The organism is Stutzerimonas kunmingensis (genome assembly GCF_032106285.1).
GTDB lineage: Bacteria > Pseudomonadota > Gammaproteobacteria > Pseudomonadales > Pseudomonadaceae > Stutzerimonas > Stutzerimonas kunmingensis_B.
On sequence record NZ_DAMCPO010000007.1, the window covers coordinates 20,986 to 47,932 of the forward strand.

Here is a 26,947-nt window from a genome sequence, read left to right on the forward strand (position 1 = left end):
ACGGCGCGCACTCTAACAGCAACCCCGCGCCAAGGCGATGACCGACAGCAGCGGTTGAGCTCATCGCAGCCTGGTGCGCATCTGTCTTTGCAGTAACCTGTGTACCGCAGCTACGCTTATCGGATAGAGGCACGACGCCTCTACAGCACGGGCATAATGGCCCGCATTCGTTCCCTAAGAGCAGTGGGAAACACATGTCAAATCAAACCGCCAGCAGCCCCCTGTGTTTGCCCAGAGGCGCTCGTACGATGAGCTCCATCCTCCGCGGCATCACCTTAGCCATCTTCGCCCTGCCCTTGACTCTGCCAGCCCAGGCCGCCGGGGTGAACCAGACACTGCCACCGCGCGTCGAACAGGCACTGAAGGCCAACAAGATCAGCAGCGACGCACTGTCCGTAGTCATGCTGCCACTGACCGGTGACGCCGCGCCGACGTTCGTCAACGCCGACGTATCGGTCAACCCCGCCTCGACCATGAAGCTGGTTACCACCTACGCCGCCCTCGAACTGCTCGGCCCCAACCACCAGTGGAAGACCGAGTTCTATGCCGACGGCCCGCTGGTGGACGGCACCCTCAACGGCAATCTCTACCTCAAGGGCGGCGGCGACCCGAAACTGAACATGGAGAAGCTCTGGCTGCTGCTGCGAGATTTGCGTGCCAACGGAGTTACCAAGGTCACTGGCGACCTGGTGCTCGATCGCAGCCATTTCGTCCAGCCCGACCTGCCCGTCTTCGATGACGACGGCAATGACAAGAACAAGCCCTTTCTAGTTGGTCCCGACTCACTATTGGTCAACCTCAAGGCGCTGCGCTTCATCGTCCGCAACGATGGCGGAAAGGTGAATATCGCAGTCGAGCCGCCGATCGCCAGCATTCGAATAGACAACCGGGTCAAAGCGCTGCCCGCAGGCAAATGCCCAGGCTGGCCGGACGTGCTCTACAACCCGGTTGGGGATGGGGATGGCGTGACCGTCGTGGTCACCGGCAAACTCGCCGACGGCTGCAGCGCACAGACCTACCTTTCACTGCTCGATCACCAGCGCTATGCCGCCGGCGCGGTGCGTGCTATCTGGGCCGAGCTCGGCGGCAGCATTCTCGGCATCGACCGTGTGGCCCAGGTGCCAGACAAAGCAAGACTGCTGGCGAGGGCCTATTCGCCGGATCTCACCGAGATCATTCGAGACATCAACAAGTACAGCAACAACACCATGGCCAAGCAGCTGTTTCTAAGCCTCGGCGCCGAATTCCGTAACGAGGCGGATGCCGATGACGCCAAAGCGGCACAGCGGGTCATCCGCCAGTGGCTGGCCAAGAAGGGGCTTATCTCGCCGCATCTGGTGATCGAGAACGGCTCCGGGCTTTCCCGCGCCGAACGCGTCAGCGCACGCGAGCTGGGGAGCTTGCTGCAGGCCGCCTGGCGCAGCCCTTACTCGGCCGAGTTCATTTCGTCGATGCCATTAGCCGCCGTGGACGGCACCATGCGCAAGCGCCTGCGCAATACGCCTGTCGCCGGCAAGGCGCACCTCAAGACGGGAACCCTGAACACCGTGCGCGCCATCGCAGGTTACAGCCGTGACGGCGACGGCAATGTCTGGGCAGTCGTGGCGATCCTGAACCATCCCCGCCCATGGGGCGCAGCCTCGATTCTCGATCAGGTGCTGGTCAGCCTCTACGGTCAGCGCAACCAGAACACCGCACAACGCTGATGTGACTCAGGCAGGCCGAACGGCCCGCCTATATCACCGGATGATCACCGCGCGTGGAATTTCCAGGCGCGGTGGATCCGGGGATTACGACGGAAATCCTCGTCCAGCGTTGCGCTGCTGATTTCCTCTACGGCATAGCGGTCGCTCAGGCTGGCATCCAGCACGAATTTGCGGAAGTTGTTGGAGAAATACAGCGCTCCGCCCGTCGCCAATCGAGCCATCGCCAGATCGAGCAGCGCCTGGTGGTCCCGCTGTACGTCGAACACACCTTCCATGCGCTTGGAATTGGAGAACGTCGGCGGGTCGATGAAGATCAGGTCGTACTCACCACGGTCTTCTTCCAGCCAGGCCATCACGTCGCCCTGTTCCAGGCGCTGGCGATCCGAAAGGCCATTCAACGAGAGATTGCGACGCGCCCAGTCCAGATAGGTTTTCGACAGGTCGACGCTGGTCGTGCTGCGCGCACCACCTTTGGCCGCATGAACCGTGGCGGTTGCGGTATAGCAGAACAGGTTGAGGAAACGCTTGCCGGCCGCTTCACGCTGAATGCGAAGGCGCAATGGGCGATGATCGAGGAACAGGCCGGTATCCAGATAATCGGTGAGATTCACCAGCAGCTTGACGCCGCCCTCGGTCACTTCGAGAAACTCGCCCTGACTGGCCTGACGCTCATACTGGCGCGTTCCCGTCTGGCGCTCGCGGCGCTTTACCACCACCTTCTCGCGTGGAATGCCCAGTGCTTGCGGTATGGCAGCCAATGCATCGAGCAGGCGCACCTGGGCCTTCTCCGGATCGATGGAGCGCGGCGGCGCATACTCCTGCACGTGCACCCAGTCACCGTACAGATCGATCGCCAGGGCGTACTCAGGCATATCCGCGTCGTATAGCCGGTAGCATTCGATACCCTCACGACGCGCCCATTTGCCGAGCTGACGCAGATTCTTCTGTAGGCGATTGGCGAACATCTGCCCGCCTTCGCTGAGGCGTGCCTGCTCGACCGGCGCCTGCTGCTGTAAATGTTCCTCATGGCCGGCGCCGCGCTGACCTGTCACGAACTGATCCAGCTCGACCTTGATCAGCAGCAGCTTGCACGGCAGCGCACCGTTCCAGAACGCGTACTGCTTGTGACTGCGGATGCCCATGCGCTTGCCGAGATCCGGCGCGGCGGTGAATACCGCGGCTTCCCAGCCCAGGCAGGCCTGGCGCAGGCGTTCGCCGAGGTTCTGGTAGAGATAGAGAAGGCTCGCCTCGTCGCCGAGGCGCTCACCATAGGGCGGATTGCAGATCACCAAGCCCTTCTGATTCTGGTCCGGGCGCGGCTCGAAGTCGCCGACATCACCCTGGTAGACCTTAATCCAGCCGGCCAGCCCAGCGCGTTCGATGTTGTTGCGTCCCGGCTGGATCAGCCGCGGATCGGCCTCATAGCCGCGAATCCATAAGGGCGGCTTGGCCAAGCCAACCTCTGCCCGTGCCTGAGCTTCGGCATGCAGTCGCGACCACAGCGCGGGTACGTGCCCCAGCCAGGCACTGAAACCCCAACGCTCGCGCTTGAGGTTCGGCGCGATGTCCGCCGCCATCATCGCCCCTTCGACAAGAAAGGTGCCGACGCCGCACATGGGATCTGTCAACGCGCCACCAGCAGCGGCGATACGTGGCCAGCCGGCACGCATCAGGATCGCGGCAGCAAGGTTTTCCTTGAGCGGCGCTGCACCCTGCTGCAGTCGATAGCCACGCTGGTGCAGGCTGTGCCCGGAGAGGTCGAGCGAAAGCACCGCTTGCCCCTTGTCGAGGCGCAGATGCACGCGCAGATCAGGATCGAGCTTGTCGATGCTGGGCCTCTCGCCAGATGCGGTTCGCAGCCGATCCACGATGGCGTCCTTGACCTTGAGCGCACCGAAATGGGTGTTGTCGATGCCCGAGCCACGACCACTGAACTCCACTGCCAGGCTGCCGGCAGGCTGCAGATGGTCAGCCCAGTCGACGGCGTGAACCCCTTGGTAAAGCGTCTCGGCGTCTACAGTGGGAAAGCGGCTGATCACCAGCAGCACGCGATTGGCCAGGCGCGACCATAGGCAGAGCCGGTAGGCCACCTCCAGCGTACCGAAGCCGCGAATCGCGGATGTCTGCTCGCGACTCTCCTCCAGTCCAAGCGCGGTGGCTTCCTCGAGCAGCAGGCCTTCGAGTCCCTTGGGACAGGTCAGGATCAGTTCATGGCGGTCGGTCATGGAGTTTCCACAAAAGGTGCTTCGGACCGTCGCGACCCTTTCGTCGGAACAGGCCCAGCAAAGAAAATTAGAAAGAGGTTACAAACATCATGGTTGCAATCATGCAGAAGTGGCCAAGCAGTGCACTTCGCATCCCTTGCCCTTTCAGGCTTATGGGTAGAACCATAGATTCGTTACCTACTTATGACAAAACGATCATTCCAGCGTCTTCAGCATTGCGTTAGAACTCACCTCAGGCCGACATCGCAATGGTGCCGGCGAAGCGCGCCACGCCGGCAGCGCGCTTCATTGGCAGTCTATCTGCCCGGTCTCGCCATGAGGCCACAGGAACACCAGTCAACCACTGAGGGCAATACCCAATGAGAAGACTCAAGCGTGATCCGATGGAACGAGCATTTCTACGCGGTTATCAGCACGGCATACATGGCAAATCTCGCGACCTCTGTCCTTTTTCCCATCCCAATGTTCGCCAAGCCTGGATTAACGGCTGGCGGGAGGGTCGCGGCGACAACTGGGATGGTCTGACCGGCACGGCCGGTCTGCATAGACTCAACGAACTTCACGCGGTCGGCTAATTCACCGATCCACCCGACTTGATATAGCGCGTCCCACCCGGGCGGCGGGCGAGAAGCCCAGGGGCTCCCAACAGGAGCCCCTTCCGGGCGATCATGAATGCGCTTTTGAACGCAGCGCCGCGATGGCATCCACCGCCTCGCGGATCAATGCCGGTCCCTTGTAGATGAAACCTGAATACAACTGAACCAGGCTGGCACCCGCCTCGATCTTCTCTGCCGCGTGCCTGCCCTCGGTGATGCCGCCCACGGCAATGATCGGCAGCCGTCCGCCTAGCGTCTGTGCCAGCACCCTGACCGTGTGCGTGCTCTTCTCCCGAACGGGCGCACCAGACAGGCCACCAGCTTCGTCAGCATGAGCCAAGCCGGCAACGCCTTCTCGGCCAAGGGTAGTGTTGGTGGCGATGATCGCGTCCATCCCGGCCTGGAATACCGCCTCGCCCACCAGAGCGGTTTCTTCGTCGGTCATGTCCGGAGCGATCTTGATCGCAAGCGGCACGCGCTTGCCATGCATGATCTCCAGATCCTCACGGCGCAGTCGCAACGCATCGAGCAAATGCTTGAGCGAGTCGCCGAACTGCAGGCTGCGCAAGCCAGGCGTGTTCGGCGAACTAACGTTGACGGTGACGTAGCTTGCGTGGTGATAGACCTTGTCCAGGCAGAGCAGGTAGTCCTCCTCGGCGCGCTCGACAGGGGTATCGAAATTCTTGCCGATGTTGATACCGAGGACGCCCTTGAACCCGGCGGCCTCTACCCGAGCCAGCAGCGCATCTACACCATGGTTATTGAAACCCATGCGATTGATGATCGCCTCGGCCTCGGGCAGGCGGAATATCCGTGGCTTGGGGTTGCCTGGCTGCGGGCGCGGCGTCACGGTTCCCACTTCGATGAAACCGAAGCCCAGCTGCGACATTCCGCGAATGGCTTCGCCGTTCTTGTCCAACCCTGCTGCCAGGCCGACTGGATTGGGGAAATCGAGCCCCATCACGTGAACAGGAAGACTTGCTGGCGCTTTGCCGAGCATTGCATTGAGCCCGAGACGGCCACCGGCGCCAATCAGCTCGAGGGAAAGTTCATGGGAAGTTTCCGGAGATAACTTGAACAATAGCTGGCGGGCCAGGTTATACATACGCAGCCTAAGGTCTCGGTAAATGTGGACGCGGAGTATAGCAGCCCGAGAGGGCTTCAGCCGCTGCCGCCAGTGAGGAAATAGGCCGGTCGAGCGCACCGACCGACGGGTTCATTGCAGACGCCGCAAACGCAGCAATTGTCCCTGCTCAGCGAATTCGAGCTCGAAGGAACCATATATCCCTTCGTGGGTCAGAAACGGGCGCAGATGATGCGCCGGCAAGCTGACTCGCGTGCCGTCGCGACTTCGAATCAGGACTCGATTCGCATGGCCCTGGTAGACCGCCTTCATTCGTTCGGCGGACAGCGCGATATCCAGTACCAGATTTGGCATGGAGGCTCCTCAGTGATCTATTCAGCGATATTGCCACATCGACACGCGATCTTTGCCCAAGGCTGTGACGCAGGCCAGCGCTACGGGTGGCGCAAAGCCCGTGCGCAAATGACACGGGTCTGCCACACTTCGGCCGTAGCCCTGAGAGCTCAAGCATCATGATGAGCCTGCCCGAGCCAATGCCTTCACTGACTTCTCAAATCGCACGACTTGCGCAACGCCTCGGGCTGCGCTCCAAGGCTTCGCTTCCCATTCAGGATCGCGCCAGCAGCCTGCAGCTGCCCTTTTCCCGCCTACCCGAGCCTGAGCCCAGCATTTTCTGGAACGATGGCCCCTGCCTGCAACGCTTGCTGGAGCTGCCACGTGGTGCGCTCTCCGGTCCGGTGCAGGAAGACAAGGCCCGTGCCCATGCTGCGCTGACCCGCTTGATCAGCAAGGATTGCACCCGGTCACGGCTCGACCTGCGGCAGATCGACGGCTTCGGCGGGCAGCGCAAAAATGAACCGAGTTACCCGACCTTCGAAGCCTTTTCCAGCACGGCGGGTTGTCGACAGGTACGAATCATCAGCTACAAGGATTTTCTTCGAGCACTCGGTACCGCCTTGCCCGGCTTCGACAAGGGGGCAGCGATCGATGTTCGCCAGGCCAGCTGGCTCGGGGAGCGGCTTTATTGGGCCGGCGAACACCATCTGGAAGCCTTTGCCTGCGCCGTGGCCTACGCGCGCTTGCGCGGCCTGGAAGTCATGCTGCCGGCGGAGGTCACCGATTACCGCCTCGACCGCTCCGGTGTTCACGCGCTGGACGCTGACTACCACGCCGTGACAATGCCTGCTCAGGCCTGGAGCGACCGTGAATTCATGGCCATGCTGCTCGACAGCCAGGTTCCCTATGCCCGCTTGACACTACTGCGCGATGCCAGCAATTCCGAGTTGCTGTTGCTGGAGAAGCGTGACCCCACAGCCAATGCCATTGGCGAGGGGCTGAAACTGGCAGGCGCACCTGACCTGATCCGCTACCTGCGCGATCTGCCGCAGATCACTCGCTTCAAGGTCGGACTGCCTGCGCAGGACTGAGCGTTTACCGCCACGGACTCACTGCGCAAACACCCATCCGCTAAAAAAACGCACCGCCCGAGGGCAGTGCGTTTTTCAGTTGCGCCGCATTAACGGCGCGGCCTCTGCCGCGGACGGATCGTCCACGGACGAAGCCGCAAGACCTCGTCAGCCATGCCCTACCGACTGCGCCAGCCCCTGCAGCTCGCGGCTGGCGACTGCATAGATGGCGTAGTCGGTGCCGCTGGCGCCGCGCAGCTCGGCCAGCATCGAGCGCCAGCGCTCCATTAAAACTGGTCGTTGAGACAACCAGGCGTCGACCCGCTCGCTGATCGCCTCCGGACCGTTCTCCATCTGCAGCACCGATACCGTGATGCTGCGCTGCTGTGAGTCGAGGTCGTCGCGGAAGCTTTCACGCGCCAGGGCCTGCCAGTTGTTGGCAACCGGCAGGTTGGTGAGCAGCTGCAGATACCAGGGAAGCTCCAGCGCACCACCGACGGCGAAGTAGGTTGCCGCCACCAGCGCAGGCACCTGGCCAGTTTCGTCAGCGGCCTCCAGAATCGGCAGCAGCGTGTACAGATGGCTGGTACCGGCCACCATGCGCGCCAGCAGCTCCGGCACCCCGGCTTCGGTGTAACGCTTATAGCGCTCCTGCCAGCGGTCACGCGTCGAGCCTTGCAGCAGTTCATCGAGCTTTAGACCAAGGGCAGCGACCCGCGGGCCAAAGTGCGCGACGTCGCGTGCGGCATCCAGCTCGCTACGACGATTGCGCAGGAACCAGCGCGTCGCGCGGCGGCCCAGACGCATCAGCTCATCCATCAAGGCCAACTGCAGCTCCGCCGGTACCTTGTGATCCAGCGCCTCGATCTGCCGGAACCAGTGAGGCAGATGGAAGATGTCGCGCACGATCACGTAGGCTCCGGCGACATTCGCCGCACTCATGCCCGTCGCCTCGTTCAGGCGCTGAACGAAAGTGATGCCCATGTTGTTGACCAGATCGTTGGCAATCTGGGTAGCGACGATTTCGCGCTTGAGGCGATGTTGCAGCATGGCATCGTGGAAACGCTCGCTCAGTTGCTGCGGGAAGGCACTTTCCATTTCGCGGGCGAGGTAGTCGTCGTCCGGCACGCGCGAATCCAGCAGCGCTTTCTTCAGTTCGATCTTGCTGTAGGAAATCAGAACCGACAGCTCCGGCCGGGTCAGCCCCTTGCCGATGCTGGCGCGCTCGGTTAGGGCGTCATCGCTGGGCAGGAACTCGAGCGCGCGGTCGAGCTGCCCCGCCGCCTCCAGCGCATTGATCAACCGAACATACTCGGCGGCCCGCTCCCGCGAGCGATGCTGCGCCTGGGACAGCGCCTGGGTCTGCTTGTAGTTGTTCTGCAGCACCAGCTCGGCCACCGCGTCGGTCATTTCGAACAGCAGTTGATCGCGCTGCTTGGCGGTCATGTCGCCAGCGCTGACCACCTCATTGAGCAGGATCTTGATGTTCACTTCATGATCCGAGCAATCGACGCCGCCGGCATTGTCGATGAAGTCGGTATTGCTCGATCCGCCATGCAGCGCGTACTCGACGCGCCCCAGCTGGGTCATGCCGAGGTTGCCGCCCTCGCCCACCACCTTGGCTCGTAGATCGGCGCCATTGACCCGCACCGCATCGTTGGCCTTGTCGCCGACTTCGGCGTGGCTTTCGCCGCCGCTCTTCACATAGGTACCGATACCGCCATTCCATAGCAGGTCCACCGGCGCCTTGAGCAGCGCGTGGATCAGCTCGGCTGGAGTCAGCTGATCCGCCTCGATGGCGAAGCGCTCTTTCATCTGTGGCGTGATCGCGACTCGCTTGGCCGAACGCGGGAAGATGCCACCGCCTTCCGAGATCAGCGACACGTCGTAATCGGTCCATGACGAGCGCGGCAGGTCGAACAGGCGCTTGCGCTCGATGAAACTGCGCGCAGGATCGGGATTGGGGTCGATGAAAATATGCAGATGGTTGAACGCGGCCACCAGCTGCAGGGTTTCGGACATCAGCAGACCGTTGCCGAACACATCGCCAGCCATGTCACCGATGCCGATGACGCTGATCACGTCGGTCTGCACGTTTATGCCGCGCTCACGGAAGTGCCGCTGCACCGAAACCCAGGCGCCGCGCGCGGTGATGCCCATCTTCTTGTGGTCGTAGCCTGCCGAGCCGCCCGAGGCAAAGGCGTCGCCGAGCCAGAAGTCGTATTCGGCGGCGATGCCGTTGGCGATGTCCGAAAAGCTCGCTGTGCCCTTGTCCGCAGCGACCACCAGATAGGGATCGTCACCGTCATAGCGCAGTACATTGGCGGGCGGAACGACCTGGCCTTCATGCAGGTTATCGGTGATGTCGAGCAGGCCACTGATGAAAATGCGATAGCAGGCGATCGCTTCGGCCTGAATATCATCCCGCGTGCCACTGGTAGGCAGACGACGCGGCACGAAACCGCCTTTCGCGCCGCCGGGAACGATTACCGCATTCTTCACCTGCTGCGCCTTGACCAGGCCGAGCACTTCGGTGCGGTAGTCCTCTTCACGGTCGGACCAGCGCAACCCGCCACGCGCCACCTTGCCGCCGCGCAGGTGCACGCCCTCGACCCGTGGCGAATAGACGAATATCTCGTACATCGGTGCCGGGCGCGGCATCTCCGGGATCGAGCGCGGATCGAGCTTGAAGCTGAAATACGACTTGGGTTTGCCGTTGGCATCCGGCTGATAGAAGTTGGTTCGCAGGGTGGCCTGAATCAGCGCCAGATAGCGCCGCAGAATCCGGTCCTCGTTGAGTACCGCCACCTCATCCAGCGCTGTGAGAATCGCCTGTTCCAGCCGTTGCTGCTTGTCTGCCAGATCCTCGTCACCGAGCTTGCGCGCCAGGTAGAAGCGCATCTTGAACAGCCGCACCAGCTCGCGGGCGATATCCGTGTGGTTGAGCAGCGCGCTGGCAATATAGCCAAGGTCGAAGCCCATGCGAATCTGCTTGAGATAGCGCGCATAGGCGCGCAGCAGCGCCACTTCCCGCCAGGCCAACCCGGCGGTCAGCACCAGACGGTTGAATCCATCGTTCTCGGCAAAGCCGCCGTAGATATGGATGAACGCATCCTGCAGCGCCTCGTTGATCTCCAGCAGGTCGATTTCCAGACCTTCGGCATAAGTGAAGGCGAAGTCGTGTATCCAGTACTCGCGGCCGCTGCGGTCACGCAACCGAAACGGAAACTCGCCGAGCACCCGCAGCCCCAGGTTCTCCATGATCGGCAGGATGTCCGACAGCGGCAGCGGTGTATTCAGGTGGTAGAGCTTGCAGTGCAGGCGGTTCTCTTCAGCCGTGATCGGCTGATAGAAGCTCATCACCAGCGGGCGTTCCTCGCTGAGGTCGAGCACATGCTGCATGTCGACGGTGGCCGATTGCGGCGAGAAGCGCTCGCGGTAGCCGGCCGGGAAACCTTTCGGAAACTCGCTGAGCAGATGGGTGCCCCTGGCCTCGCCGAAGCGCTCGACCACCAGGCTCTGGTAATCGTCCTGCCAGGTACGGCAGGCCTGCAGCACTTCCTGCTCCAGGCGCACCGTATCCACCTGCAGCGCGCGACTGGGGTCCAGACGCAGGATGAACTGCACGCGCGTCAGCACCGATTCGGAGAAATAGGTGGAGAACTCGCAGTCGCTGGCTTCGAGCCGCTCCTGCAGCACCTGCTGGATTTTCAGCCGTGTCTCGGTGGAGTAACTGTCACGCGGCACGTACACCAGGCAGTAGCAGAAACGCCGATAGGGGTCGAAACGCAGGAACAGCCGCAGCCGATTGCGCTCCTGGATCTGCACGATGGCGATGGCGTTTTCGAACAGCTCGTCGATTGGCGCCTGGAACAGCTCGTCACGCGGCAGCACCTCGAGAACCTGCACCAGCTCCTTGGCCAGATGCGCGGAGCTACCGAAATTGGCGCGCTGCACGACCGTCTCGACCTTGCTGCGGATGAACGGGATGCGTCGCACGCTCTGGGTGTAGACCGACGAGGTGAACAGGCCGAGGAAGCGGCATTCGCGAACCACCCGCCCCTCGTCATCGAATTCACGCACCGAGACGAAGTCAGGGTAAGCCGGACGGTGCACGCGACTGGGCATGGCCGCCTTGGCGAACGACAGCAGCAGCGGCTCACGCAGGTAGCTGACCGATTGGGCGGTGAGCGATTGCTCCTCCTCGGAAAGCCCGGTGCGCATGCTGCGCGACAGACCCAGCAGCGAGCTTTCGTCATAGACGATGCGCCCGCCCTCGGCCTGTTCCTGCACGGAGAACTCTTCGTAGCCGAGGAAGGTGAAATGGTCGTCCGCCAGCCAGCGCATGAAGTCGCGAATCTCGTCCAGCTCGTCGCCGTTGATGCTCAGGTTGACCTGCTCCAGACGCCCTTGCAGCTCGACCGCCTTGCCCTTCATCGCCGCAAAGTCACCCACCACCTGACGCACATCAGCCAGCACACCCAGCAGTGACTGCTCGAGCTCGCGCAGGGCCGTCGGACTGGCGCAGCGATCGATCTCGACGAAGATCAACGATTCGGCGTGGCTGTCAGCGGCGCGCTCGTCCTTGGGCAGCAACTCCAACAAGCTGCCGTCGGCCCCGCGACGCACCTGCAGCACGCTGGTTTGCAGGGTATGGATGCTGTAGCCGCGGCGCGTCAGCTCCATGCGCACTGAATCGACCAGGAACGGCATGTCCGGATGCAGCACCTCGACCACGCTGTGGGTCGATTGCCAGCCGTGCTTCTCGAAGTCGGGGTTGAATACCTGCACCTCGGGTTTGGCGGGATCGAAGCGCTCCAGCAGGCGCCAGCTGGCCAGTGTCGAGCCGACCAGATCGCTCATGCGCCGTTCGGTGAGTTCGGGCAGCGCGACGATGCCGAAGAACTGTTCGGCGAACAGGCTCAGTTGCGGCAGGATTTTCGGGTCTACGTGTTGCGCTAACGCTGTCTGCAATTGCTGCTGAAAGTCGGCCTTGCTGGCCGCTGAAAAGAACGCCATGTATGGCTCCGCTTGGCTTGCTGGGGAAAGAGACGTCGGTAGTGACTGACGGCACAGGTCGAAGGTTCAAGGTTAGTCTAGTCGAGGGTTAATGCAGTAAAGTGGCGCTTCTCCTGCAGTCGCCTGCGACTGTCTGTAGCAGCCAATAGCAGCCGGCGTCTCTGCCCGCCGCGCCAGCCGATTTGCCGCCCACCTGGAAGACTCGAAACGATGGATCACCGTGAATCGATAATCGCGCTGCGACAGTTCCTGTCCACCCAGATCCTGGGGCAGGAACGGCTGATCGAACGCCTGCTGATCGCCCTGCTCGCCGACGGCCACATGCTCGTCGAAGGGGCGCCGGGCCTGGCCAAGACCCGGGCCATCAAGGAGCTCGCCGAAGGCCTGGAGGCGGAGTTCCATCGAATCCAGTTCACCCCCGACCTACTGCCCGCCGACATCACCGGTACCGAAATCTATCGCCCGGAGACCGGCAGCTTCGTCTTCCAGCAGGGGCCTATCTTCCACAACCTGGTGCTCGCGGACGAAATCAATCGCGCGCCGGCCAAGGTGCAATCGGCGCTGCTCGAAGCCATGGCCGAGCGCCAGGTCAGCGTCGGCCGCAGCACCTATGACCTGCCGCCGCTGTTTCTGGTGATGGCGACACAGAACCCGATCGAGCAGGAAGGCACCTACCCCCTGCCCGAAGCACAGCTCGACCGCTTCCTGCTGCACGTGAAGATCGGCTTCCCCGACGCCTCGGTGGAACGACGCATCCTGCAGCAGGCCCGTGGCGAGGCGATCAATGGCGAGGCGGCGCCGGAACATCGGGTCAGCCAGCAGGCGATCTTCGCCGCGCGCAAGGACATCCTCGGCCTGTACATGGCCGATGCGGTGGAGGAATACCTGGTGCAGCTGGTCATGGCCACGCGTACCCCGGCCAAGTTCGATGCCGAACTGGCCGAATGGATAGCCTATGGTGCGAGTCCGCGCGGTTCGATCTCGCTGGATCGCTGCGCCCGTGCCCATGCCTGGCTGGCCGGACGCGATTTCGTCAGCCCCGAGGACATACAGGCGATGCTTTTCGATGTACTGCGTCACCGCCTGATTCTCTCCTTCGAGGCAGAAGCCGCCGGCATTGATCAGGACCGGGTCATCCAGCGCATTCTCGACGTGGTAGCGGTGGCCTGATGCAACCGCAGGCTTCCGCCGCCGGGCAGCCAACCGAGCAGGGCTCCGGTATCCGTGTGAGCCTGGCCGAACTCATCGATATGCGTCATCGCGTCCGTGAAGTGCCGCTGTTTTCCACACCGCATCGCCGCAGCCCGCTGGTCGGGCTGCATCATTCCAAGCTGCGCGGGCGTGGTGTGGATTTCGACCAGGTTCGCATCTATCAGCCCGGCGACGACGTGCGCACCATCGACTGGCGCGTCACCGCACGCACCCAGGAGCCGCACACCAAGCTGTTCCATGAAGAACGCGAGCGGCCGATCTATATCGTGGTCGAGCAGAGCCCGCGACTGTTCTTCGGCAGCGGCCGACTGTTCAAGTCGGTGCTGGCGGCGCAGGCGGCGAGCCTGATCGGCTGGGCGGCGCTCAGCCACAATGATCGGGTTGGCGGGCTGGTGTTCGGCGATGAGCGTCAGGAAATCAAGCCACGGCGCAGCAAGCAGAGCCTGCTGCAGCTGCTGGATCGCGTCACCCGCGCCAACAATCGCCTGCAGCCAGACAACCCGATCGACCCCGACGCTTTCAGCATGGCCCTGCGCCGGGCACGGGAAGTGCTGCGTCCGGGCAGTCTGTCGGTGATTCTCTGCGACGAGCGCACCCTCACCGATGCCGCCGAGCAGCAGCTCAGCCTGCTCGCGCGCCATGTCGACCTGCTGTTGCTGCCGCTGTTCGATCCACTGGATCACGCCCTGCCCGCGGCCGGCCTGCTACGCTTCAGCGAAGGCAATGCGCGGCTTGAACTGGATACCCAGGATGCGGATCTGCGTCAGCGCTACCGCGAGCAGGGCGAGGCGCGCAGCGCCCGCTGGCAGCGTCTGGCCGATCGCCTGCGGGTGCCGCTGATGCCGCTGGATACCCAGCACGATCTGGTCGAGCAGTTGCGCGAGCACCTGAGCGTCCGCCATCCGAGCGCACGGCGATGAATCCGCTCGATCAACTGGCTCCGCTGATCAGCCCCGAGCCGATCAGCTGGTGGCCTCCAGCGCCGGGCTGGTGGCTGCTCGGCCTGGTGCTGCTGATGGCGCTTGGCTTGCTCTGGCGACTTCGTCACCGGCTGCTCAGGCGCAAGCCCCGTGTGCAGCCGGAGCCACCGCTGGAACCGCAGCGTCAGGAGGCGCTCATCGAGCTTTCGCGCTTGAGCAAACCCTACGGCGGGCAACCGGCCAGCCAGTGGCTGCAACAACTCAATGGGCTGCTCAAGCGGCTCTGTCGCATTCGTTATCCCAACGACCACCCGCACACACTCAGTGGGCGTGCGTGGCTGGCCTTTCTCGACAACCGCTGCCCGGCCGCCGGGCTGACCCGCTGGATGATTCTTGTCGAAGGTGCCTACCGGGCCGAGTGCCGCCTCGACGACAAGGCAATCGACGGGCTCGAACAGGCCGTCGACATCTGGATCCGCAAGCATGTTTGAACTGGCCTGGCCCTGGGTCTTCCTGCTGCTACCGCTGCCCTGGCTGCTGCGCGCACTGCTGCCGCCGGCCGATAGCGGCGAAGCCGCGCTGAAGGTCAGCTTCCTCGACGAACTGCAGCAGCTGTCCGGCCGGCGCGCGCGTGTCGCCCTGCCTGCCTGGCGCCAGCAACTGCCCTACCTGACCATCTGGCTGTTGCTGCTGTTCGCCGCAGCACGCCCCCAGTGGCTGGGTGAACCACTGCCGCTGCCCACCAGCGGCCGCGATCTGCTGCTGGCAGTGGACGTCTCCGGCTCGATGGATTACCCCGACATGCAGTGGCAGGACGAGGAGCTGACGCGGCTGGAACTGGTCAAGGTGCTGCTCGGCGACTTCATCGAGGAGCGTCGTGGCGATCGCGTCGGCCTGATTCTCTTCGGCAGCAAGGCCTATCTGCAGGCGCCACTGACCTTCGATCGCCTCACCGTGCGAGTCTGGCTGGACGAAGCCCGGGTTGGCATCGCCGGCAGCAACACTGCGATAGGGGACGCCATCGGCCTGGCGGTTAAACGCCTCAGGGAGCGACCGACGAACAGTCGCGTGCTGGTACTGATCACCGACGGTGCCAACAACGGTGGCGAAATCGAGCCACTGCTGGCGGCCTCGCTGGCCGCCGAAGAAGGCGTACGGGTCCACACCATCGGCATCGGCGCCTTGCCGGAAGAAGGTGGCGTGCTCAGCCGCTTCGGTTTCAACCCTGGCCTGGACCTCGACGAGCCGACTCTGCGCGCCATTTCCGAGCAAACCGGCGGTGAGTATTTCCGCGCCTCGTCGAGCGCAGAGCTGAAGGCGATCGGCGATACGCTGGATCGTCTCGAGCCGGCAGCGCAGCAACCAGCCCAGGCCCGTGTGGCCGAGGCCCTGTACATCTGGCCGCTGTCGGCGGCTTTGCTGATCAGCCTGCTGATGGTCGCGGCCAGCCTGTGGAGTGCACAGTTGCAACGCCTGGCCTGGCGACGGGAGCAGCGCCGATGAGCGAACTGCTACCCCATCTGTTGCGGCCATACTGGCTGCTCATCCTGCCGCTACTGATCTGGCTGCTGTGGCGGCTCTGGCATCGGCAGTTGCAGGTCGGGCGCTGGCAGCGTCTTCTGCCGGAAGCCTTTCATGCCGCCTTGCTGACCCGTGGCCGACTGCGCCACAGTCGCCTGCCCTGGCTGGTGCTGGGCCTGGCCTGGCTGCTGGCGGTCATCGCATTGCTCGGGCCCAGCTGGCAACGCTTCGAACAGCCGAGCATGAAGCGCAGCGATCCCCTGGTGGTGCTGCTGGAACTCACGCCATCGATGCTCGCCAGCGACGCACCACCCACTCGCCTGGAACAGGCCAAGCGCAAGCTGCTGGATCTGCTCGAGCGCCGGCAGGACGTACAGACCGCCGTCGTGGTATTCGCCGGCAGCGCCCACACCGTGGTGCCGCTATCCGATGACCTGGCGACCACCCGCAACCTGCTCGACGCCCTGCACCCGACGCTGATGCCCGAGCAGGGCCAGCGCGCGGACCTTGCCGTGGCCAAAGGCCTCGCCCTGCTCGAGCAGGCTGGCCTGGGGCGCGGGCGCTTGCTGCTGATCGGCAGCAGCCTGGACGAGCACGAACGCAGCGCCATCGTCACGCTGATGGAGGGCAGAAACGAGCAACTGCTGATACTCGGCGTCGGCACCGAACAAGGCGCGCCAATCGCCGGCAAGGACGGCAGTTTCATCAAGGATGCCCAAGGCGCAATCCTCATCCCGCGCCTGGACAACGCCAGACTGCAACGCCTGGCCAACGAGCTGGGAGGGCGCTATCAGCGCGCGCGGCTGGGTGACGACGACCTGACGGCCCTCGGTCTGCTCGATCAAACTGGCACGTTGCGCCAGGACGATGAAATCACGCGGCTGGAAGCCTGGCTGGATCAGGGGCACTGGCTGCTGTTGCCACTGCTCTTGCTGGCCGCCCTCGCCGGTCGCCGCGGCTGGTTGTTCTGCCTACCGCTATTGCTGCTGCAGCCGCAGCCTGCCAATGCCTTCGAGCTACAGGATCTCTGGCTACGTCGCGATCAGCAGGGCCAACGCCTGCTGGACGCGGAGCGGCCGGCCGAGGCCGCCGAGCGCTTCACCGATCGCCGCTGGCAGGCCACCGCCCGCTATCAGGCCGGCGACTATGCCGGCGCGGCAGAACTGTTCGCCGAAGGCAACACGGCCGCCGATCACTACAACCGTGGCAATGCCCTGGCTCGTAGCGAAGCCTTCGACGCCGCCATCGAAGCCTATGACCAGGCGCTGGACCTGCAGCCTGATCTACAGGCGGCGCAGCGCAACAAGGCGCTGATCGAAGAGCTGCTGCGCCGCCAGCAGGAACAGCCCGAGCCCGAGCAGGAACAGAATCAGCAGGACGAGCAAACCGAAGAACCACTGCCGCAACCCGAGCAGCCGCAATCACAGGAAGCGGGCTCTGCCCATTCCCCTTCGCCGGAGGATGCCCAGGGCGAGCCGTCCAGCGAAGCCAGCGGCGCCTCGCAGCCATCGACAACCGAAGCCACGCCCGAGACCGAAGAAATGGATGGCAGCGCGGCCCAGGCGCAACACGAGGCGCTCCCCGAGCAGGAACGGCAACAGGCGATGGAGCAATGGTTGCGGCAGATTCCGGACGATCCCGGCGAGCTGCTGCGAAGGAAATTCCTCTACGAACAACGCAAGCACCAGGAAACCAATCGATGATGCGCCTGATGGCTTTTCTTCTGCTCGGCCTCCTTGCTGGTCAGGCCGCAGCCGCCGGCCTGTTCGCCCGGGTTGACCGCACCCAGCTGAGCATTGACGAAACCCTGGAGCTGAGCCTGGAAAGCCAGGGCAGCACGGTATTCGGCAAGCCCGACCTGCAGCCGCTGGAGCCATTGTTCGAGGTGTTCGACACCCGTCAGGTCAACCAGCTTTCCAGCAGCAACGGCGAAGCCTATGCGATCACACGCTGGTTGATTACCCTGCGGCCGAAGCAGACCGGCTACGTGATCATCCCTCCGCTGCAACTGGGCGACTGGCGCAGCGAGCCGATCACATTGATGGTCCAGGAATCGCTGAAAAATACCGAAAGCGACCAGCTGGCCCCGATCTTCATCGATGCCAGCGTCGATCAGGAAAACGTTTACGTTCAGGCCCAGGTGATTCTTACCCTGCGCATCTATCATTCGGTTTCGCTGTACGACGACAGCACCCTCTCGCCGCTGCAGATGCCGGAAGCCCTGGTCGAACGGCTCGGTGAGCCACGCACCTACGAGAAAACCATCAACGGCATTCGCCACGGCGTCATCGAAGTGCGCTATGCGCTGTTCCCGCAGAAGTCCGGCGAGCTGACCATCCCTGCCCAACTGTTCAGCGCCACCACCGTGACCAATGGCAGCAACCCGCTGTTCGGCTCGCGTTCGGGCCGCTCGACGCAGGTCAGGTCACCAAGCATCCCGCTGACGGTCAAGCGCAAACCGGCGGACTACCCCGCCGCGGCGCCCTGGCTGCCGGCACGCAGCCTGACCCTGGTCGAGGCCTGGAGCCCGGAGCCCGATCAGGCACAGACCGGCGAATCGCTCACCCGCAGCCTGTTGCTCAAGGCCGAAGGCCTGACCAGCACCCAGTTGCCCGCCATCGGTTCTGCCCAGAGCCCCGACCTGCGCCGCTACCCGGATCAACCGATCCTGGCCAACGAAGTCAGTGGCGCGGGTCTGGTCGGTAGCCGCGAGCAGCGCGAGGCGCTGATTCCCACGCGCAGCGGCGCGTTGCAGCTACCCGCCGTGGAAGTGGTCTGGTGGAACACCGTGGAAGACCGGCTAGAACGTACCACGCTGGACGAACGGCCCCTGAATGTCGCCGATAATCCGAATCTCGCGCCGACGCCCGCCGAGCAACCGGCCGCAACGCCACTACCTGCCGAGCAGCAGCTACTGTGGCCCTGGCAGCTGAGTACCCTGCTCTTCGCCCTGTCCACCCTCGCCGGTTTCGGTCTGTGGCTACACGCGCGGCGGCAACCCGCAGTGCAGCGCGCACTGCAGCCTGGCCCGACCCCACGCAGCCTGCTCGACGACCTGCGTCGCGCCTGCCAGGCCAACGACTCGCAGGCCACTCGCCAGGCGCTGGATGCCTGGGCGCGGCAACAGCCGGAGACGCTGGCCGACATGGCTGCGCGCTTCGTGCCGCTGTCCGATGCGCTGGACGGACTCAACGGTGCGCTGTACAGCGAAGCCGGCCAGCGTTGGCAGGGAGAGGCGCTGTGGCAGGCTATCCAGACGCTCCCTCCAGCGACCAGTCCGAGTGTCGAGCAGGACCACAGCGCCCTGCCACCACTGTATCCACGCTGACCGGCAACGCTGCACCGCTTCACACCAGATGCGCCTGAACAACGCGGTGCACGGGCACCGCATGGCGCACCACTTTCTCGTTGGCATATCGCTTGCTTCAGGCTTGGCATAGACCACTCCTGATCCGTCGTGCACGGTTACCTGTGCCGCACGCTTCGCAATCGAAAGGCCCACAGCATGACCGAACCCTCCACGCCGCCCCGCCACGATGCACTGGCCTGGGTCGCCGGCAGCGATGCACCGGAAAAGAGCTCGCTCAACCTGGGCTTTCTGCCACTCACCGATGCCGCCTCGCTAATCGTCGCCGCCACTCAGGGCTTCGCCCAGCCCTTCGGCCTGACGCTCAACCTGCACCGCCAGAACTCGTGGTCGGGCCTGCGCGACAAGCTGATCGGCGGTGAACTGGACGCAGCGCACGGCCTGTACGGACTGATATATGCCGTGCACCTGGGAATCGGCGGCAGCCACGCCGTGGATATGGCGGTGCTCATGGGGCTTGCGCAGAACGGCCAGAGCATCAACCTGTCGACCCCGCTCAAGGCTGCCGGCGTGACCGATCCCGAGGCATTGCGCAACAGCGTGCGCCAAAGCGGTGCACGCCTGACTCTCGCGCATACCTTCCCCACCGGCACCCACGCGCTGTGGCTCTATTATTGGCTGGCCGCCAATGGTATCCACCCGCTGCAGGATGTGCGGACGCTGGTGCTGCCGCCATCGCAGATGGTGGCGTACCTGCAGGCCGGGCGCATCGACGGTTTCTGCGCCGGCGAACCCTGGGGTGCGCAGGCGATCGCCGAGGGGGTCGGCTTCACCCTCGCAACCAGCCAGTCGATATGGCCGGATCATCCGGAAAAGGTGCTCGGCTGCACCCGCGCATTCGTCGAGCAGTACCCCAACACCGCGCGCGCACTGGTGATGGCGGTGCTCGAAGCGAGTCGCTTCATCGACCAGAGCCAGGAAAACCGCCGCAGCACCGCACAGCTGATTGCCGGGAGCGAGTATGTCAACGCGCCGCTGGCAGCCATCGAATCACGCTTTCTCGGCTCGTATCAGGATGGGCTGGGCAACGCCTGGAATGACCAACACCCGCTGCGCTTCTTTGCCGATGGCGCGGCGAACATGCCCTACCTGTCCGACGGCCTCTGGTTCATGACCCAGCTGCGGCGCTGGGGTCTATTGCGCCAGGACCCGGACTACCAGCTGGTTGCAAGCCAGGTGCAACAGATCGAGCTGTACCGACAGGCCGCCGGAGCGCTGGGCATCACCGTGCAGGAGTCGCCCATGCGCAGCGCCACACTGATGGATGGCAAGACCTGGGACGGCAGCGATCCGGCAGCCTACGCCCGCAGTTTCCCCCTGCACGCCATGGCCGATCAGGCGATGGCGGCTGCACTTTGAGCAGGGGATCAGGCATGTTGCGCATCCTGCTGATCGACGACACCCCACGCAAGATCGGGCGCCTGCGAAGCGCGCTGATCGAGGCCGGCTTCGAAGTCATCGATGAATCCGGCCTGACCATCGATCTGCCCGAACGGGTCGAGGCGATCCGCCCGGACGTGGTGCTGATCGACACCGACTCACCGGGCCGAGATGTGCTAGAGCAAGTGGTGCTAGTCAGCCGCGATCAACCGCGGCCCATCGTCATGTTCACCGACGACGGTGACCCGGATGCCATGCGTCAGGCCATCCGCGCCGGGGTCAGCGCCTATATCGTCGAGGGCATTCAGGCCCAGCGGCTCAAGCCGATCCTCGATGTGGCGATGGCGCGTTTCGAGACCGACCAGGCGATGCGCGCGCAATTGCTGGCCCGCGAGCAGCAACTCGCGGAACGCAAGCGCATCGAGCTGGCCAAGGGCATGCTGATGAAGATGCGCGACTGCAAGGAGGATGAGGCCTACACCCTGATGCGCCGCCAGGCGATGAGTCGCCAGCAGAAGCTGATCCAGGTCGCCGAGCAGATCATCGCCATGAACGAGCTGCTTGGGCAGTGAGCTGCCCGCCCGCAGTGCAACCGCTCGACCAAACGCACCATCGGCGAGCGTGCTCTCGGTCCCTCGGCATGGACCGTGAGACAGCCGCAACGCCGCCATCCGCCACGACGCGGCGTTCAGCCGAAAGCCTGCAGCAAGCGGCAGGCTGGCAAGCAGCTTGCTAGATGGATTGGCCGAGCCAACGAAGGCGTCCGGCAAAGACGAAGGCGTCCCTGCACCGCATGTTTCGACATGCCGGTCCGGACGCCTTTTTTGTTGCCCGTGCGGCAGTGCCGCGCGCTCACTTCAGGGATTTGCAGAATGACCATCACCGCGACCTTGGCGATCGCCTGTGCACTGCTGATGCTGGGCCACTATCTGAACGGCATGGCCAGCGCACAACATTCCCGACGCGTAGCGCAGTTGCGCCTGCTGGCAGTTCAGGAAGATCTGGAGGTTCTCCGCCTGCTGCAACAGCATCGCGGTCTGGGCGTACAGAGCGAACCCACTGCGGTAGCGCTGCGCTGCACGCTGGCGACAAGCCTGACGCAACGTCTGCAACAGCGCAGTGCCCTGCCCGATGCGTATTCGATAACCGAAGGCTGGCTGGTTCTGCGCAACAACCCTGCCGATTTCGACGGGCATTGCGCTCTGATCGAAACCCTTATCGATGCGCTTGAGAAGCGGGCGCCGATATCGAGCAACGAACCCACCGAAGCCGCTCGCGCCTGCCGCGAACTGGAAGACGTGGCACGCCTGCGCGGCCTCTGCGTCGTCGCCTCGAATCAGGGCGGCTGCACGCCGGCGTTGCAAAAGCGCCTGAAAGCACTCTGTCGGCGCATGGTTACAGACACCGATATGGAGCTGAAGCGGCTGGTCGGCAAGCTGGAGCGCAGCGTGATCCATGCAGCCCAACCGAGGCTGAGCCCGCCCGAGTGTTTTGCCCTGGTCACTCCCTTCATCGACGCGCGCCTGCAGTTGATCCAGCAACGTCTGCAGCACAGTGGCGTACAAGCGCAGCGTGGCTTGCATCGGGCGGGCTGACGGATCGAGGTTGCGGGGTCTGCCTCCGCTCCATTCGTAGCCGCCAACGCATGGCTACGTGCAGGCGCCGCTCCACCTAGGGCCTCCAGTAGGAGCGACCTCAGCCGCGAATGGGCCCGCCCGGTGCCGGCTCATTCGCGGTCAAGACCGCTCCCACGAGCCCGCATCTAACCTGGGCGAATGACACAACGCTAGAATGCGCACCTTCGACCGATTACCGAGCGACCCATGGCGCGTCTTACCCTGCATTTCCCGGAAGACCAGTACTGCTTTTCCACCCAGCTCACCGTGCGAATCACCGACATCAACGCCGGCAACCATCTGGCCAACGACTCGATGATCTCGATGATTTCCGAGGCGCGGGCGCGCTTCCTGTTCGCCTACGGGGTTGCCGAGACCCGTCAGGACGGTGCCGGGATCATCGTGACCGACCTTGCCACGACCTACAAAGCCGAGGCCCATGCCCGTGATGCGCTGCTGTTCGAGGTCGGCGTGATGGATTTCAACAAGTACGGCGGCGATATCATCTTCCGCATCACCCGCCCTGCCGACGGCACACTGATCGCCATGGCCAAATCCGGTTTCGTCTTCTACGACTATGCCCAAAGCCGCGTCGTCGCCATGCCCGAGGCGTTCGCCGGCAAGTTTCCGCGGGTCAACCGGATCGACTAGGGGCGTCTGCCACAGATTGCAGCAACCGCTGGACATCCTCGCGGTGACACAGCTCGGTGCCCGGACGCATCACCGTCGCGGCACCCGCGGCAATGCCCCGACACACCGCATCCTGTAGCGAGCGCGCCTCGGCCAGCGCCAGCACCATGGCGCCGAGCATGCTGTCACCCGCACCCACCGCGCTGACTACCGGGACATCCGCCGACGGCAGGCGCTGCAGCTCATCGCCACAGGCGTATAGCGCACCCTGGGCTCCCAGCGACAACACGACCACTTCGGCGCAGCCCTGAGCGATCAGACGGCGCAGCGCTGTCGCCTGTTCGGCCCCGCTGGAGATGGGGTAGCCCACAAGGCTGGAAAGCTCGTCGAGGCTCGGCTTCATCAGGTATGCACCGCCCTGCCGGGCGGCGTGGCGTAATGGCTCGCCGGACAAATCGACGACCAGCCGCGCACCGATACCGCGCGTCAATGCCAGCAGCTCGTCGTAGAAACCCAGGTCGACGCCAGGTGGAAAGCTGCCGCTCAGCACCACATAGGCCGGTGCTGGCTGCAGCGCTGCGAGGCTGTCGAGGCAACGCTGAAGTTCCTGCGCGGATAGCGTCGGACCGGGCAACACGAAACGGTACTGCAGGCCTGAGCCCAGCTCATCGACAGTGAAACTCTCGCGGGTATCGCCAGTAATGGACACCGGACGATGCACCAGACCCAGTTCGTCCAGCGAACGTTGCAGGAGATCGCCAAAGGGCCCTCCAGCCGGATAGATGGCGATCGCCCTGCCTCCGAGCGTCTTCACCACCCGCGCCACGTTGATCCCGCCGCCACCCGGGTCGTGGCGCGGCAGCGAACACCGCAGCTTTTCGGTACTGATCACCCGGGCGGTGCTGACGGAAAGGTCCATCGCGGGGTTGAGGGTCAGGGTCGCAATCAGAGGCATCGCTCGCTCCTTGGCAAAAGCCGCTCAAGACTAACAGCAAGCGCGCCTGGGTTTTACGAGATGCCTTGCCCTGATTTGGCGCGCGGTTGCGCGCTATCTGTGCGCTTTGTCGTCGTACGCCATCTGCTTAGCCACGCCGAACGCACAGAATCGGCGGCCTCCGCAGGCTGGCACGCTAGATGCTAGTTCCGCTTCAGGCAGGCCAACGGCGGTCTGCAATATCACGACAAAGGCGTCGCACCACACCTGCTCCGGCAGGCGTGCTGCGGCGCCTTTTTGTTTTCCGCCTCGACGAGGGGGCGGTCTGAGCAGCCCTAGCGGCCAACGCCGCGTCATGAACGCCCTGGAGCCAATCCAATGAGCACGAGTTTCTGGAAAGCCGGCCATGCGCCGACCCTGTTTGCCTCCTTCCTCTACTTCGACCTGAGCTTCATGGTCTGGTACGTCCTCGGCCCGCTGGGCGTGCAGATCGCCGCCGATCTCGGCCTGACCACCCAGCAACGCGCCTTCATGGTCGCCACGCCGATCCTCGCCGGTGCCGTCCTACGTCTCGCGCTGGGCATCCTGGCGGATCGTACATCGCCGAAAACCGCGGGGCTGTTCGGCCAGATTGTCGTCATCGTCGCGCTGCTCGTCGCCTGGCTGCATGGCATCCACAGTTACGAGCAGGCACTGCTGCTCGGCCTGTTCCTCGGCATGGCCGGCGCATCCTTTGCCGTCGCGCTGCCGCTGGCCTCACAGTGGTATCCGGCAGAGCACCAGGGCAAGGCGATGGGCATCGCCGGTGCCGGTAACTCCGGCACTGTGCTGGCGGCCCTGTTCGCGCCGGTCCTGGCGGCGATCTTCGGCTGGAACAACGTATTCGGCCTGGCGCTGATCCCGCTGGTCCTCACCCTGATCATCTTCGCCAGCGTGGCGAAGAATGCGCCCAATCGCCCGACACCGAAGTCGCTGGCCGATTACATGAAAGCGCTGGGCGACCGCGACAGCTGGTGGTTCATGTTCTTCTACAGCGTCACCTTTGGCGGCTTTCTCGGCCTGGCCAGTACCCTGCCCGGCTATTTCCACGACCAGTACGCCTTCGACCCGGTCAAAGCCGGCTACTACACCGCGGCCTGCGTCTTCGCCGGCAGCCTGCTGCGCCCGCTCGGCGGTGCACTGGCCGACCGCATCGGCGGCATTCGGGCGCTGCTGGTGATGTACACCGTCGCGGCATTCTGTATCGCCGTGGTGGGGTTCAATCTGGCCAGTTCGACTGCAGCGCTGGCGCTGTTCGTGGTCGCCATGCTCAGCCTGGGCGCCGGCAATGGAGCGGTGTTCCAGCTGGTGCCGCAGCGTTTCAACAAGGAAATCGGCGTGATGACCGGACTGGTCGGTATGGCCGGCGGTATCGGTGGCTTTCTGCTCACCGCCGGGCTTGGCGCAGTCAAGCAATCGACCGGTGATTACCAAATCGGCCTCTGGTTGTTCGCCAGCCTCGGCGTGCTCGCCTGGTTCGGTCTCTATGGCGTCAAGCGTCGCTGGCGCACCACCTGGGGTTCGGCGGCGGTAACCGCGGCGCGGGTGTGATGCCCATGCAGATCCTGCAGGGCGCGAATATTGCTCTGCTGCAGTACGCAGCCATTCGAGAACGACCATGCCCCTGCGATTGAGCTATGGCGAGGCCAGCGCCGCCGGGCCGCGCCCGGAAAATCAGGATGCGATACGCATCGTCACTCCGGCGCCCGGGCTGGCAACCGGCAAGGGCTATCTGTTCGCGCTGGCCGATGGCGTCAGCCAATGCGCCGATGGCGGGCTGGCGGCCCGCGCGACCTTGCAGGCACTGGCCTTCGACTACTACGCGACGCCCGAAACCTGGGCCGTCGCGCAATCACTCGACCGCGTGCTGGTCGCGCACAATCGCTGGCTGCAGGCCAACGGCGGCAACCAGCCGCTGTTGACCACCCTCACCACACTGGTGCTGCGCGGTCGACGCTTCACCCTGGCCCACGTCGGCGATTGCCGCGCCTACCGCTGGAACGGCTCCCAGCTCGAGCGACTCAGCGAAGACCATGTCTGGGAACAGTCGGGCATGCAGCATGTGCTCAAGCGTGCGCTGGGACTGGATCAGCACCTGGTGATGGACTACCTCGACGGCGAGCTGCAAGAAGGCGAAAGCTACCTGCTGCTGAGCGACGGCGTCTGGTCCTGCGTCCCCGAACGCGACATCGCGCATATCCTGCACGATCAACCCGACCTAGGCGCCGCGGCACGGGCGCTGGTCAATCTGGCGCACCAGAGCGGCAGTCAGGACAACGCCAGTGCCTTGCTTCTGCGCGTCGAAGCCCTGCCCGAAGCGGTGCTGGCCGACGCCCTCGCCCAGCTCGATCATTGGCCGTTGCCGCCGAAGCTGCGCCCCGGCCAGCTGTTCGAGGGCTGGCAGGTGAATGCACTGCTGCACGAGTCGCGGCAGTCGCTGATCTACCGGGTGCAGGATGCTCAGGGCCAGGCCTGGCTGCTGAAGACGCTGCCACCCAGCCGGCAGGACGAGGCAGACGCCGGGCCGGCGTTGCTGCAGGAAGAATGGTTCATGCGCCGGGTTGCCGGGCGCAACTTCGCCGAACTGCATCCGCTACCAGAACGCCAACACCTCTATTACGTGCAGCGCGAGTACAGCGGGACGACCCTGGCGCAACGCTTCGAACGAGACGGCCCGCCGCCACTGGCCGATTTGCTGCAGGGCTCCTCCCGACTTGTCCGGGCCGGTGAGATGCTGCATCGGCGCAATATCCTGCATCGTGACATCAAGCCGGAAAACCTGCTGCTGGGTGAGGACGGCGAGCTGCGTATCCTGGATTTCGGCCTGGCGTTCTGCCCCGGGCTGACTCGCGATCTACCCAATCACCTGCCCGGAACCCCGAGTTTCATTGCCCCGGAGGCATTCACAGGGGCCGAACCCAGCGCAGCGCAGGATCTCTATGCGACCGGCGTGACACTCTATTACCTGCTGACCGGGCACTACCCATACGGCGAGATCGAAGCCTTCCAGCATCCACGCTTCGGCAACCCGACACCGGCCAGCCGCTATCGCCCGGACGTGCCGACCTGGCTGGAGGAAAGTCTCGCCCGCGCGCTAGCGGTCGATCCACGACAGCGTTTCGAAACCGCCGAGCAATGGCTGCTTGAACTGGAACAGGGCGAACAGCGCAGCGCCAGCCTTCGGCCGCGCCCGCTGCTCGAACGTGAGCCGCTCAAGGTATGGCGCGGCATGGCACTGCTTTCGCTGCTGCTCAACCTGCTGCTGGTCGTGCTGCTGATAAAAGGCGCGTGA

20 protein-coding genes are annotated in these 26,947 nt (G+C 64.0%); 15 read left to right on the top strand and 5 right to left on the bottom strand.

Features of this window, described 5'->3' with window-relative positions; genetic code table 11:
- Positions 1-248 precede the first annotated feature (248 nt).
- Positions 249-1,706 carry a D-alanyl-D-alanine carboxypeptidase/D-alanyl-D-alanine endopeptidase gene (gene dacB / locus RT582_RS07545; protein ID WP_313477049.1) on the top strand — a complete coding sequence of 486 codons (1,458 nt, stop codon included), beginning with the start codon at positions 249-251 and terminating at the stop codon, positions 1,704-1,706.
- A 44-nt stretch (positions 1,707-1,750) separates the two neighbouring features.
- On the opposite strand, the gene rlmKL is transcribed toward dacB, so the two are convergent.
- Positions 1,751-3,931, bottom strand: coding sequence for a bifunctional 23S rRNA (guanine(2069)-N(7))-methyltransferase RlmK/23S rRNA (guanine(2445)-N(2))-methyltransferase RlmL (gene rlmKL, locus RT582_RS07550; protein ID WP_313477050.1), 2,181 nt, complete (start codon positions 3,929-3,931; stop codon positions 1,751-1,753).
- A 359-nt stretch (positions 3,932-4,290) separates the two neighbouring features.
- On the opposite strand from rlmKL, the gene rmf reads away from it, so the two are divergent.
- Positions 4,291-4,506: a ribosome modulation factor gene (rmf, locus tag RT582_RS07555; protein ID WP_003280740.1), complete on the top strand. Its 216-nt coding sequence runs from the start codon at positions 4,291-4,293 to the stop codon at positions 4,504-4,506.
- Positions 4,507-4,597: 91 nt separating this feature from the next.
- On the opposite strand, the gene RT582_RS07560 is transcribed toward rmf, so the two are convergent.
- A complete protein-coding gene (locus RT582_RS07560) occupies positions 4,598-5,632 on the bottom strand; it encodes a quinone-dependent dihydroorotate dehydrogenase (protein WP_313477051.1) in 1,035 nt (344 codons plus the stop codon).
- Positions 5,633-5,743: 111 nt separating this feature from the next.
- A complete protein-coding gene (locus RT582_RS07565) occupies positions 5,744-5,965 on the bottom strand; it encodes a DUF2835 domain-containing protein (RefSeq protein WP_003298332.1) in 222 nt (73 codons plus the stop codon).
- Between the two features lie 158 nt (positions 5,966-6,123).
- Between RT582_RS07565 and RT582_RS07570 the strand changes: the two genes are divergently transcribed.
- Complete coding sequence (locus RT582_RS07570; protein ID WP_041754446.1) at positions 6,124-7,038, top strand: DUF6685 family protein; 915 nt, start codon at positions 6,124-6,126, stop codon at positions 7,036-7,038.
- A 147-nt stretch (positions 7,039-7,185) separates the two neighbouring features.
- On the opposite strand, the gene RT582_RS07575 is transcribed toward RT582_RS07570, so the two are convergent.
- On the bottom strand, positions 7,186-12,036 hold the full coding sequence (locus tag RT582_RS07575; RefSeq protein WP_313477052.1) for an NAD-glutamate dehydrogenase: 4,851 nt from the start codon (positions 12,034-12,036) through the stop codon (positions 7,186-7,188).
- Between the two features lie 210 nt (positions 12,037-12,246).
- On the opposite strand from RT582_RS07575, the gene RT582_RS07580 reads away from it, so the two are divergent.
- The 10 genes from RT582_RS07580 (at position 12,247) to RT582_RS07625 (ending at position 22,703) form a co-directional block, all read left to right on the top strand.
- Positions 12,247-13,206 (top strand): AAA family ATPase, encoded by a 960-nt coding sequence (locus RT582_RS07580; RefSeq protein ID WP_003298329.1) that lies wholly within the window; start codon positions 12,247-12,249, stop codon positions 13,204-13,206.
- Positions 13,206-14,168 (top strand): DUF58 domain-containing protein, encoded by a 963-nt coding sequence (locus RT582_RS07585; RefSeq protein ID WP_042925063.1) that lies wholly within the window; start codon positions 13,206-13,208, stop codon positions 14,166-14,168. Before RT582_RS07580 ends, RT582_RS07585 begins: the two co-directional genes overlap by 1 nt.
- Positions 14,165-14,659 carry a DUF4381 domain-containing protein gene (locus RT582_RS07590; protein ID WP_104097358.1) on the top strand — a complete coding sequence of 165 codons (495 nt, stop codon included), beginning with the start codon at positions 14,165-14,167 and terminating at the stop codon, positions 14,657-14,659. The genes RT582_RS07585 and RT582_RS07590 overlap by 4 nt, the downstream gene beginning before the upstream one ends.
- Positions 14,652-15,671, top strand: coding sequence for a vWA domain-containing protein (locus RT582_RS07595; protein ID WP_313477053.1), 1,020 nt, complete (start codon positions 14,652-14,654; stop codon positions 15,669-15,671). The genes RT582_RS07590 and RT582_RS07595 overlap by 8 nt, the downstream gene beginning before the upstream one ends.
- Entirely contained in the window at positions 15,668-17,392 is a 1,725-nt protein-coding gene (locus tag RT582_RS07600; protein WP_014820699.1) for a VWA domain-containing protein, read from the top strand. Before RT582_RS07595 ends, RT582_RS07600 begins: the two co-directional genes overlap by 4 nt.
- On the top strand, positions 17,389-19,017 hold the full coding sequence (locus RT582_RS07605; protein WP_014820700.1) for a BatD family protein: 1,629 nt from the start codon (positions 17,389-17,391) through the stop codon (positions 19,015-19,017). Before RT582_RS07600 ends, RT582_RS07605 begins: the two co-directional genes overlap by 4 nt.
- A 177-nt stretch (positions 19,018-19,194) precedes the next feature.
- Entirely contained in the window at positions 19,195-20,415 is a 1,221-nt protein-coding gene (locus RT582_RS07610) for a CmpA/NrtA family ABC transporter substrate-binding protein (protein WP_313477054.1), read from the top strand.
- Positions 20,416-20,429: 14 nt separating this feature from the next.
- Positions 20,430-21,008: an ANTAR domain-containing response regulator gene (locus tag RT582_RS07615; RefSeq protein ID WP_313477055.1), complete on the top strand. Its 579-nt coding sequence runs from the start codon at positions 20,430-20,432 to the stop codon at positions 21,006-21,008.
- A 300-nt stretch (positions 21,009-21,308) separates the two neighbouring features.
- Positions 21,309-22,031: a hypothetical protein gene (locus RT582_RS07620; protein WP_313477056.1), complete on the top strand. Its 723-nt coding sequence runs from the start codon at positions 21,309-21,311 to the stop codon at positions 22,029-22,031.
- A 228-nt stretch (positions 22,032-22,259) separates the two neighbouring features.
- A complete protein-coding gene (locus RT582_RS07625; protein ID WP_003280718.1) occupies positions 22,260-22,703 on the top strand; it encodes a thioesterase family protein in 444 nt (147 codons plus the stop codon).
- On the opposite strand, the gene RT582_RS07630 is transcribed toward RT582_RS07625, so the two are convergent.
- Entirely contained in the window at positions 22,687-23,637 is a 951-nt protein-coding gene (locus RT582_RS07630; RefSeq protein WP_313477057.1) for a 1-phosphofructokinase family hexose kinase, read from the bottom strand. The genes RT582_RS07625 and RT582_RS07630 overlap by 17 nt on opposite strands.
- A gap of 357 nt (positions 23,638-23,994) precedes the next feature.
- Here RT582_RS07630 and RT582_RS07635 point away from each other — a divergent pair, with 357 nt between their 5' ends.
- The gene (locus RT582_RS07635; protein ID WP_313477058.1) at positions 23,995-25,206 is read left to right on the top strand and encodes a nitrate/nitrite transporter; all 1,212 of its coding nucleotides are present in this window, start codon (positions 23,995-23,997) and stop codon (positions 25,204-25,206) included.
- A 67-nt stretch (positions 25,207-25,273) separates the two neighbouring features.
- On the top strand, positions 25,274-26,947 hold the full coding sequence (locus RT582_RS07640) for a bifunctional protein-serine/threonine kinase/phosphatase (protein ID WP_313477059.1): 1,674 nt from the start codon (positions 25,274-25,276) through the stop codon (positions 26,945-26,947).